General features: G+C 32.5%; 5 protein-coding genes. 4 read left to right on the top strand and 1 reads right to left on the bottom strand.

What is annotated here, in order from left to right:
• Nucleotides 1-75: 75 nt before the first annotated feature.
• Entirely contained in the window at nucleotides 76-1,461 is a 1,386-nt protein-coding gene (locus tag MNO09_RS26205; RefSeq protein WP_088106902.1) for a Sau3AI family type II restriction endonuclease, read from the bottom strand.
• Between the two features lie 342 nt (nucleotides 1,462-1,803).
• Here MNO09_RS26205 and dcm point away from each other — a divergent pair, with 342 nt between their 5' ends.
• The 4 genes from dcm (at nucleotide 1,804) to dptH (ending at nucleotide 12,133) form a co-directional block, all read left to right on the top strand.
• Nucleotides 1,804-3,087: a DNA (cytosine-5-)-methyltransferase gene (gene dcm, locus MNO09_RS26200; RefSeq protein WP_088106903.1), complete on the top strand. Its 1,284-nt coding sequence runs from the start codon at nucleotides 1,804-1,806 to the stop codon at nucleotides 3,085-3,087.
• A gap of 225 nt (nucleotides 3,088-3,312) precedes the next feature.
• Nucleotides 3,313-5,679 (top strand): DNA phosphorothioation-dependent restriction protein DptF, encoded by a 2,367-nt coding sequence (gene dptF / locus MNO09_RS26195; RefSeq protein ID WP_088106904.1) that lies wholly within the window; start codon nucleotides 3,313-3,315, stop codon nucleotides 5,677-5,679.
• Between the two features lie 3 nt (nucleotides 5,680-5,682).
• The gene (dptG, locus tag MNO09_RS26190) at nucleotides 5,683-7,068 is read left to right on the top strand and encodes a DNA phosphorothioation-dependent restriction protein DptG (RefSeq protein WP_088106905.1); all 1,386 of its coding nucleotides are present in this window, start codon (nucleotides 5,683-5,685) and stop codon (nucleotides 7,066-7,068) included.
• Entirely contained in the window at nucleotides 7,049-12,133 is a 5,085-nt protein-coding gene (gene dptH / locus MNO09_RS26185; protein ID WP_241950068.1) for a DNA phosphorothioation-dependent restriction protein DptH, read from the top strand. The genes dptG and dptH overlap by 20 nt, the downstream gene beginning before the upstream one ends.
• Nucleotides 12,134-12,421: the final 288 nt, after the last annotated feature.

The following is a 12,421-nucleotide window of genomic DNA, read 5'->3' as shown; positions in this document are numbered from 1 at the left end:
AAAGAAAACAACGTGGATGTTTTTTTACAGCCACGTTGTTTATTTCCCTATTGAAAAGGAACGGATTTTCATTGGTTATTTCGAATTGATAATATCAGCTATGTATGAATTATTTAACCAATAACACTGCTTGGTAATATGTTGGCCATCAGGTAAAGTTACTTTATCGGCACCGTTGCGGGCTTTTGGTCTAATATGCGCGACACCGTTGAAATTTATTTTTGGTAGATTATTTGCTTCGACGACTTTGTCACCACGTTTTTTATATTCAATTTGAATACCCTCATGTATTACTTTATTAACTTCTTCCCATAGTACACGTATTTCTTTTTCTATTGTAGGAGCAGGCATGTTCCAAAGTTTAATACCTTTAAAGTAGAGTTTACGATTTGGATTTTCTTTTTTTGTTTGGTTAAATTCAAAAATTACGAATAAAAACTTGGTTTGATAGAAGCGTTCTCTAATTTCGCTTTCTTCCCATGATTCGTTTGTCCATTGATGAAAATCGATTGTTTCAAATGACATGCTTTGTTCGGGTTTACCGTTGGGCTCTAAACGAACTGTTTTAAATTCTATATTAGCTTTCGCAAATTCTTCAATTTTATCGAGTCGAGTTCCTTTGATGCCAAGTAAAGAGCTTACTAATAATGGAACAAAGCTTTTGGTTGTAGGTTTGTAATCAATAGATAATTTTTGAGCGATTTCTTGATCAGTTAAGCCTATGTAATTTTCAAATTTTGAATAAAGGATTTCTTCTAAAGATTTTCCTTTTAGTTCATTTGTTGTTGTAAAACTTACTAGTTCTTCGTTTAGGTGATACCTGCGAACTAGTGCTGTCATATAAGAAGGCTTTAACGAAAAAGCCCTTTGCATTGCTGGAATTTCAGAATACGGTTGTGAGCGAAGTGAATTTTTATTGGAACCCTTAGTGCAAGCTCCTAAATAGTTTGTATCACCTTCAGATAATTCATGTGCTTTGCCGGCACGAATTTTATTTACGATGGTTTCCCAGTCTTGTCTAATTATTTCTAAATCAGCTTCGGGATAGGTGAATAAAAGGCTTTTTGTAATGTGAAAATCTTTACGGTCTACACCAGGTACCCATTCATAGAACATTAATAGTAGTTTTTCGTTTTTCTTCCAAAAGCTTGATGTTTCAAAGTGTGTATGAACTTCTTCCATATAGTTGATAATATTTAAGACTAGCCGCTCTTTGGCAGATAGTGAACCGTTTTTATTTTGTTTAAATGCAGTTACTTTAAGTTCAACACCAAGGTGTTGAAAGTCAGCTTCTGCGTTTGAATTGACTTCGTATCCAAAAAAGCTTTCCTCGATTACTTGCCCTAGTCCACCTTTTGATTTAGCATTTGCAAGTCGGTCAGTTGTATCGATTTCACCAAATGTTTTTCCTTCAGCTTCATGTGCTTTTTTCATTAGTTCTTCTATTGTAGTATAGTCCATAATAAACTCCTTTCTGTATCCAGTACTGCGTTGTATGATTTTAAACAATACATATTAAAGTTATGCTATAATAAAAAGCTGTTTCAATTTTATATAAGTAAAATTTATAAGAAGGAAAAGACGATTTTTTTTATTAGATAACGGCTATATTGGATCTGTTCAAGGGAAGTTTCTTCCTTTATAATATTGATATAGTAGCGAACTGTTTCCTTAATTGTTACAAGCCAAAATAAGGAATTGTAAAAAAGTATGGTTCTTGAAATGTTATAGTTGATCTTTTCCTCACTTTTTATTATAATGAAGCATAGATAAATAAAATACCGAAAGGATGTTCGCGTATTTATGGTGAAAGTAGTAGAACTTTTCGCGGGAGTAGGAGGTTTTAGATTAGGACTAGAAGCAAATGAAAACTTTGAAGTTCTTTGGGGAAACCAGTGGGAGCCCTCAACTAAAGCACAACATGCATTTAATTGTTATGCAACTCGCTTTGAAAATAAAGGAATACATGTAAATAGAGATATAGCAGAAGCTTGGCCGGAAATACCTGAGCATGATTTATTAGTAGGTGGATTCCCTTGTCAAGACTATTCTGTAGCACGTACTTTATCAAATGAAAAAGGAATACAAGGAAAAAAAGGTGTTCTTTTTTGGGAGATAATGAACATAGTTAATTCTCGCAAGCCAAGATTTGTTTTGTTAGAGAATGTAGATAGATTATTGAAATCACCAGCAAAACAAAGAGGTCGTGACTTTTCTATTATGCTGGCGAGCTTTAGAGATGCAGGATATGTAGTGGAATGGAGAGTTATTAACGCTGCGGATTATGGGAATTCTCAAAGAAGACGAAGAGTATTTATTTTTGCGTACTTAAAAGAATCTCATTTCACATCTGTTCAAAGTAAAATGAAGCCTTTAGAGATATTGTGTGAAAATGGATTCTTCGCTCCAATTTTTAATGTGTATGAAGCACCTGAAGAAAACAAAAAAAGAGGGCAATTTGAATTGCCAGTCGATATTATTGAGGTTTCTGATACATTTAAAGCCGAATACTATAATTCTGGCGTAATGATGGATGGACAAGTATATACGGAAGAATTAGTTCCAGTAACTGAAAGTCCAGAGACTTTAGGTGAAGTTGTTCAAAAGGTATATGATAAATTTGGTCCTGCAGATGAATCATATTATTTGAAAATGGATAAGGTTAACAAAAAGGGAAGAACGGAATTTGAGGAACTTAAGTATCTTAAAGGTCCTAAAAAAGAAGAAAGAGTGTCAAAGGCGACAGGTCATAAATATTTCTACTCTGAGGGAGGGATGGCTTTCCCTGATGATTTAAACAAGCCTGGACGTACAATGTTAACAAGTGAAGGCACATGTAATAGAAGTTCCCATGTCATTGAAGATCCTTATACAAAAAGACTAAGATATTTAACGCCAGCTGAATGTGAATTATTAAATGGTTTCCCGATGGACTGGACGAATACTGGAATGCCACAAAGAAATAGATACTTTTGTATGGGAAATGCTTTAGTGGTTGATTTGGTGGAGCGAATGGGTCAAAGGATTTTAGAGATTAACGAAGAAGAAGAGAAGATGGATAGTATTGTGCAGTTGAGTTTATTCTAGGGAATAAACATATGCATGCTTATTAAAGATTTGAAATAATAAAGAGTTGAGATAATCTGAGTTATATAGCTAGCTATATAACTCAGATTATTTTTTTGCAAATTTCTAATTGAGAATGAATAATCCGCTTATTTCCTTTTTCCTAATACCAACAATTCCTCTATAGATATTGTATAATATGGAATATATTCGAAACGTATTTTTAGATTAAGAGGTGTTACATCATTGGAGAAATATACATTTGATTTTCTACAAGAGATATTCCCTGAGTTAGCGGAGATGGGTAGGGATATTGAAAATATTTTTTATCAAGATCCCCAATCGGTTTTAATTAAGGGAAGAATATTTGCAGAGCTATTATCAAAACGCATTGCGGAAGAGCATGAACTGTACGACGTACAATATTTAAAGCAAGTAGAGCGTATTCAAAAATTAGAAAGAGAAGATATTTTATCAAAGGAAATTTCACGTTCATTTGATACTGTTCGCTATTTAGGAAATAAAGCGGCACATGAACATATTGAAAGTGGGGTAGAGAGTGCTTTTAAAATGCATAAAAATCTATTCCAAATTGCAGTGTGGTTTATGGAGGTATACGGGAGTTATGAGTTTGTTGCCCCGAAATACAAACATCCACAGCCGAAGAGTAGTGTACATATTGTGGAGAAATTAGAAGAAAAGATATCTGCTAGTTTAGAAGAAAAGTTAAAAATGCTAATTGAGATTGCAAGTAAACAAAATACATCAAATCAAACTGAGGAATTAACAGAAATAAATAACGCTGAGATTGCGGTAGGGTTAGAAATTGAAGATAAACAGTCTGTGGATAATGAAGAAGAAGCAGATAACAATTTTGTGTATGATGATTTTATTTTAGGAGAAGGAGAGAGCTATTTACTAGCAGAACTCTCGAAGCTGAAAGAATCATCTCAAGAGGCTATCGAAAATCCTAATGAATTTAGTTCGTTTAAGGATTATTTACATGTTGAAAGAACGATACAGAACGATATGATGTCTGCTCTAACAGCAGCAGCTGGGCAAAATACAAGTCAATTAATTTTCTTGTGTGGTAGCGTTGGAGATGGGAAATCACATTTATTATCGTATGTGAAAAATAAATATCCTGAATTGATGGAAGAGTTTTCGGTGCATAATGATGCTACAGAAAGTTTTGATCCACAAAAGAGTTCCCTTGATACATTAGCGGAAGTATTAAAGCCATATAGTGATAGTGAGATTGATGGTTCTAGATGCAAGCTAATTTTAGCTATTAACCTAGGAGTTCTACATAACTTTATTGAATCAGATTATGCAAAAGAGCACTATCAAATTTTAACAAAATTTGTTGAGGAATCAGGAATATTTGAGGCAAATGAAGTTGCTACTAATCAACAAAGCGGTAATTTCCACTTGATTAGCTTTAGTGATTATCAACCTTTTGAATTAACTAGTGAAGGGCCAAAATCAGATTACTTTTCATCTATTTTAAAGCGAATTGTGATTGGGTCAGAAAAAAATCCATTCTATCAAGCTTATTTGAAGGATAAGCAACGTGGTATAAATGGATTCTTTATGGTGAATTATGAGTTGTTGCAACAGCAACAAATACGAGATGGTGTTTTAAGCATATTAATTGAAGCAATAGTTAAGCATAAGATGATTATTTCGACACGTTCCATGCTTAATTTTATTTATGATATTTTAGTACCTTCTCATGAGAATGAAGATTTTCTTGGGGCAGGTATGATGGAAAAAACCGAAGCCTTATTACCGAATCTATTATTTGATGGCCAAGAAAAATCAAATTTACTAGCAGTTATTTCTAAAATGGATCCTATTCATTTACGATCAAATAGTGTAGACCAAATGCTAATTGAGCTAAACAATTCAGTAAATATGAAGAATACTTTCCAAAAGCATTTGAATTTACATGGACTTGATGGATGGATAGAAGGGCTAGAAGAGATGGGTTCTTTCTTTGAGTTAAGTGATTCATCTAGACAGGTATTCAATAAAACATTAATACGTATGTCATTATTTTTATCCCCGGTTTTAAATGAAATGTTTGGGGATGAAAATTATAAAAAATATATGGAATATTTATATGCTTTTAATAAAGGAAATCGATCTGATTTAAAAGATATGTATAATTTAGTGAGAAAATCAATTTTCTTGTGGAACGGAAGTCCGAAGTCAGATTATGTATTTATGGATTACTCAAATGATACTACTCAGGTTGCACAGTCTCTTAAAATCAAGCCGTTTGTAGGACATTTGAAAGGGATAGGACCGGAGGTTTTAAATCGATTTAAATTAAATATATTACTTGCTTTTTCCAATGAAGATAAAGTAGCTCCTGTATATTTAGAAATTGATTATCCGTTATATGAAATGATGGTCAAACTTTCAAAAGGTTATCGTCCGAATAAAAAGGATAAAGAAGATTGTATTCAGTTCGTTGAATTTGTGGATAAGATAATGAAATTAGGAAATAGAGAAAAAGAATTATTGTTTGTTCAATCTAATGAAAATGGAATGTTTAAATTGACATATGACGAAGATTTTGAAGAATTTACGTTTAGAAGGGATTAGAAAATGATTGTAAGAGAGAATTTAGAGGATTTAAAAAGCTCGCTGAGTATTAAATCAGAAAAATTAGGATTAAAACATACAATAAATAAAAAAGCTCCTCTGTTACCTTTCTCTACCCGAGGAACAGAGCGGGCAAAGTTCGCAAAAGGGTTTCAGGGAGTATTAGGAGAGTTTACGCGTCTAGTCAGCGGAAATAAGTTGAAAATGGAAGTTAACCTAGAAGAACTTATCGGAGAGATTAGTAAATCTGTTGATGTATCAAAGCAGGATAAGTCGCAATTTGAACAAATACTACGTACTTTTTTACAAGATAGTGACAATACAATTAAAATTTTTCATTTGCATCTATTTCAATATTTATCTTTAAGTGAAAGAGCAGATAAAAAAGGAGAACAAGATATTGCTAGATTCCTTTCAGACGTCTTATTAGGTGAAAAAGAAACAGTAAAAGAGATTTTTGGAAAAAGCGATTCAACAGATTTAATGTCACGTCTTGTTTTAAAGCAATTAAATCATTTAGAGAAAGATGAGAAAGAAAGTCGTTATGTTAATCAAATTCCATTTATCTCGAAGCTATTCAAAGAAGATTTTCAATTTTTAGCGGAACATAAAGATTATTTTAGAACCCATTATCACTTGTTTCTTAGTTATTATTACTTCTTATATATTACTCAATTGACTTTAAAGCTTTCACAAGTTGGAAAGGCGAACTTTAGTGAGAACAACGAAGTTTATTTTACACTCGACTGGGAGTCTACGAGTAAGAATAGAAAAGGTTATACTCATGGTTATCAAATGATTAAAGATACAGGTAGACATTTACTACTACATATTAATTGCTTAGAACATTTAAATTTCTTAATGGGAGTAGAAAAAGCAGGTGGCTATCCTGAATTAAAGGAAACATATCAGCAATTATCCGATGAGGATAAAAAAGCATTTTTAGAGATGCTTTTTGATTGGGTTATGGAATATAGAAGACATTTAGGTCTTAAGGCTTATGAAGGAAATTCAGAATTAGAATATGATACGCTTGTACAATCCTTATTCCGTAGTATAGAAGAAGCCTATGAAAAAGATACGATGCAAGGCCCTCGACATAGATACTCTTTATCAATAGAAGAGGTTGGGAAAAAATATTTCTTAAAAACTCGAGGTTCACTTGGTTATATGCTTAATATTAGTCAAGATATGTTATTGCTACTAACAGCATTGAGTTTAAAAAAGGAAAGAAAACCTTTGAAGCAAGTATTTATAGATTTAGAGGCTAGAGGTTTATTCTTTGATCGGTACTCAAAAGAAGAAATTGTACAGTTATTTGATAAGCTGAATTTAATAGACAAAAAAAGTGATAGCGGTGATGCACAGTATGTTAAACCAATTTTATAATTATCTTTCAGATAAACTAATAAATTATTTAGAAGCAGAAAATCTTAGAGGTGGAGAGCGATTTTACCTTCAATTTGATAATCATGAACAAGTACAAGCATTTTATGACACATTAAAAGAACAAGATTTATCGCAGGCGTTTTATTATCAGCATAAGCAAGGAACTCCATACGAAACGATTGCTATTAAGGTTTCAGAGGAAATGAAAGTAGTTGTTGCGACTACATCGGCAAATGTTACTCCAGACTTTTTAGTAACACTTCGTAATGAAGTCGGTGAACAAAAGGATGTTTGGGAGAAAACAGCTTTACTTAGTATATGTCATGAGACACTGGATAGTATTAAGGGTGGTAGCAGTGATTTACAAAAAGAAGGTATGCCATTTAATGTGAAATCAATTTTAAAAACATTAAAAGAGGAAATTGAAACTTCTAAGTTAAACAAAGATGAAAGGGAAGTACTATCATTTTATTTACGTAAAAAATTAGATGATACAATTGTACGACCATCTCTTTGGGATTATGAAGAAATTCTTGGGTTTTTATCAAAACAAGAGATTGCGAGAGAAGATTATTCTAATCTAGGTATTTTCTATGATGAAAATTTAATTCAATTTACTTCAGCGCAAATGAAAAAAAGATTAGAAGAGAATGCTTCATTCTTTGAGAAAGTACAACATATGCACGAGTATGAGCATTTAGAGAGTCAATTAGAAAAATTATTCGATGAAAAAGGTGTGTCTCGTCTAAAGAAGGAAGATTGGCAGCAAGCGGATTATGTTCTTATTAAAGATTCTTACGATAAAATGACTGAAATAGATCGCCCATTAGAATATATTGAATCAGCAAAGAAATATTCAAAAGAAGGTCTGCTATATTGGGAAAAAGCACAAGCTGAGACAAAGGCTGGGAGACGTAAACGCCATATTATCGTTTTTAATCCTACACAGATAGAAGATATCAACCTGAACTTTGAATTTGAAGAAAAGTTGAAGAAGGAATACATTCATAAAAATTCACAGGGTTTCTGTGGGATATCTGGGAAAAAGCTAACTGTTAGTTTAGCACATAAGCAAAATGTGACTTCATTCCATAAAGTTGTATATACACATAAAATGCAATCTAAGTCGAAATATGAGTTTCATATTGCTGTTGTAGAATGTGAAGCCTCGTTTTTACAATCTCTTCAAACAATTTATGAAGTGAATGTGAATAAAAAAAATGTAGTTATGAATAAAGCTGAAGAATGTATTATTTTTGGAGATATTTCTAATGAGCCAGAAGAAGTATTTATTGAGGAAGATGCACAGATTATAAATTGGCAAGGTGGGAGTTTTGAAGTCTCTGAATCTTCCCCTGCGTGGAATGACGATAGCTTATCCTTTTCTGTTCAAATTGAAACATCTTTAATTCCTATTCTTATTAGAGAGCAAGTTGCAAAGACTGTTCCGGTATCAGGAGAAAGGGTATGGAAATTAAAAAGAGAACATCAAGAAAGCTTCGAATATAACCTTGATACAAATAAATTAAAACAAGGTGCAAGGGAATTTTCAGCACGAGAAGGATTTCGAAATTATTTGCAAGATGAAAGAGTATGGATTGAAAATGAACTCGCTTTTGCAACTAGAGGGGTATCAGGCCTAAATAAGGTCGAATTACCAATGAACCCATTATTGAGAGATGCGTACCAACAATTATTAAATTACTATAAATTTAATAATACGGTTCCTAGTCTGTGTTTTGTGAACGATAAATTAAGAGACCTATCTATAAGATACTTGAAATCTTTTAACGAAAGCGTTGCTCATATACAAGAGAATGTAATGCTAAAAGAAGAAGAAAAAAATCTGTTTAAGTTGGGAGTTATTGAAGAGGAACAAAGAGTTATACTAACACCGTTGCATCCTCTTAATGTTGCCTATCAGTTAAGTATTAATGATGAAATTAAAAACGAAGTAGTTGAAATGCATATTTTAAATCGTCTGCATCCTAATAATCTATTGCCGTATATATATGGACAAAATGATGAATTATATCGCCCAGTTTCTCAAAGTGAAGCGCCTGAATGGACTGTTTATGAACCACTTCATAAGGTTGCGATTGGAGAATCTAATGCATTTTTAGCTAATGTAGTTGAAGAAAAGCTTCAACAGTTTGTGGAGCATTTCCAATACTTATTTTTACAAGAATCTAAGTCTCCGATACGAATCAATGTGATTAATATAAATAATGATAAAGAAGTAGTAAGAGGTTTAGTACAGTTTATTAAGAAGCAGATTGATAAAAAAGGGCCATTAAAAATTATACCAGTAGAGGTTGCTTTATATCATGAGAGTAATATACTAAGCGCCTTTGAAAAGTTTTCCATATATGATGATGTTCAAAAGTTTGAGGAGTTCTTTGAATTATCGTTAGCATCAAAGAATCTTGATGCAGTAGATGTATTAAGACTGATTCGTGAAAATGTTTTCTATTATAAACTTATTGGTACGAAAGAATATGGTTACGCACATATCTCATTCTATAAAATGATTTCAAATGAGAAGCATGCGAAAAGTACAATGGAAGATATTGAAACAGGATTATCTTTAAATGGGATGTTATCATCTCTATCATCTATTAGTACAGAAGTAGATTATCGTACAGGATTTGGATTGAAAAATGTATTGAATAATGAACATTTGTTAATTCAAACTGCTCGAGGAATGAATGAATTAGGAAGTAATTTAAATAACGATGGTACAAATCCTTACCGTAAGAATGAAACAATTGTTACGAGAACATCTACTTATGATGAAAAAGTTCTGGAACATTTATACGAGTCTTCTTATTGGGTAACATTTATTGAGCCTAATGTTGGCTTAGATTTCTTCCAAGAATCATCACGTAATTTATTGGTTATTCATTATAGTGATCAATATTCTTCATCAAGCCAGTATGATGCAATTACAGTAACGGATAAAGCAAGACAATACCGAGCGGTTATTGAACAGTATTTAGCAGAAAAAGAAATTGTATCGACACCTGAAAAAATCAATACAGCTATTAGAGCTTTTAATAGTCTAAATGGTGAGTGGTTGCTACGAATTATAGGAAGTAAGGGACAATTCTCAAGAGAAAAGTTAAGTATTATTTCAGCTGTGAAGTATATATTAAGTGCTTTAGATCATGAGAATATTTTATGGGTTCCTATCTCATTAGAAGAAATATTGCGTGTCGCTGGAGCGGTGAAATTAACGAAAAGTGAAGGTGTATTTTCTGCAAAAAATCTAGGCGGAAAAGGTGCACATAGTGACGATTTACTGTTAATCGGAGTAGAAATGCAAGATGATAAATTATCAGTGCATTATTATCCAGTGGAAGTGAAAATCGGCTTAAATCAAGACAGTGCTATTGCAAAAGCAAAAGAGCAAATTAATGCTACTAAGCAACTATTTGATACGCAACTTTCTAAAACAAGTGAAGAGGGTTTACATGTATTTAAACATAAGTTTTTCCGAAACTTCTTTGTACAGTTACTGCTAGCGAATGCCGAGAAATTTATTGCAAACAACATTTGGCCAGAAAAATCTTATGAGAAAATTGAAGAACTAAAGAAGAGATTATTAAATGATGATTACGAAATGAGTGGACATTTGGATAGTAAAATTGGAAAAGGTGCAATTTTATCATTCAAAAAGGAACAATCATGGAGATCTACTAAAATTGAAGAAGATATTTTATTAGTGGAATTAACCGAAGAGGATGGATATGAAGGAGTAGTCGAAGAAATTGAGGCGCTCAAAATGAAAATTCATTCTGGTGGAACTGATATTAATCCAGATAGATTATTGAATAAGAATCATGGCTCTAATCAAGATTTAAAAGACTCTAGCAATAAAGTCGTTCCAACTGTGTCTCATTTTCAAGGGACGGTAGAAGAAAAGGAAACAAAGGGATTAAAAGACATCCGCGTTCTTCTAGGAACGGTAGAGGGCTCGACTCAAGAAATATATTGGGAATTCGGAAACCCAGAGTTAGCAAATAGACATATTTTAATCTCGGGTAAATCAGGGCAAGGTAAGAGTTATTTCATTCAATGTCTGCTTCTTGAACTGGCGCAAAATGGAATTTCTAGTATGATATTTGACTATACAGATGGATTTAAGAATTCTAAGTTAGAACCGGAATTTAAAGAGAAACTGCAAGATAATGTTGAACAATTCCTAGTAGCAAAAGACAAATTTCCAATAAATCCATTTAGACGAAATCAAAAAGAATTGGATGAAGGAATTTATATCGATGAAGATAATACAGATGTTGCTGAAAGAATTAAAAGTGTATTTTCTGCTGTATATAAAGATTTAGGTATCCAGCAACAAAACGCTATATACGAAGCAGTAATGCGTGGTTTAGATAAATATGGCGAGGATATGAATTTAAATTATTTATTAGCAGAGCTCGAAGAAGATACTTCTGGGCCGGCTAAAACAGCAAGATCACAAATTAAGCCGTTTATTGATAAGAATCCATTTAATCATAATGCTGTATATGATTGGGGAGACATACTAAACCAAAAAGGTAAAGTGTTTATTGTACAATTAACAGGTTTTAATAGAGATGTACAGCTCATGATTACAGAGTTTATCTTATGGGATATTTGGAATTATCAATTGCACCACGGAGATAAAAATAAACCATTCCCAGTTATATTAGATGAAGCACAAAATCTTGATCATAGAGAGAAATCACCAAGTGCCAAAATTTTAACTGAAGGAAGGAAATTTGGCTGGTCAGGTTGGTATGCAACACAATCATTAAAGGGACTGTTTACAACAGATGAAATTTCACGACTACAGAATTCAAGTCAAAAAGTGTATTTCATGCCACCAGAAAATGAAATTAGTGCCATTGCATCAAATCTTGCTCAAGATACAGCTGTGCGAAAAGAATGGGAAAAACGACTTGCAACATTGAAGAAAGGTCAATGTATCACTTCAGGACCAATGTTACAGAAAGATGGTACGTTGAAGTCGGGTAGTCCTGTAATTATTAATATTAGTGCGTTGCAGGATAGATTGAAGTAATACTTAATAGTGAGATGAAAGTTTTTGAAAACCACCTTGTACATTATATTTGTTTGGGGTGGTTTTTGTATTACTAAGTGTGTTGAACTTTTGAAATAGTAGGAGGCCTCCCTTGTCAAGTTCTTTTAATTTTTAAGTGATTTTCATAGAGATTAATATGGGAGAAATTCGTGACTAGATAAATTCTTAGTATTTAAAGAGGATATATACAGTTGATCTTTTAATTTAGTGGAGATATAATAGGTGAATCATAAAAATGAAAGGGGGAAGAGGGGTGAATTTTATGAT

Origin of the sequence: Bacillus sp. N5-665, assembly GCF_022637375.2 — a bacterium.
Lineage (GTDB): Bacteria > Bacillota > Bacilli > Bacillales > Bacillaceae_G > Bacillus_A > Bacillus_A wiedmannii.
This window is presented reverse-complemented; position numbering and strand designations above follow the sequence as displayed.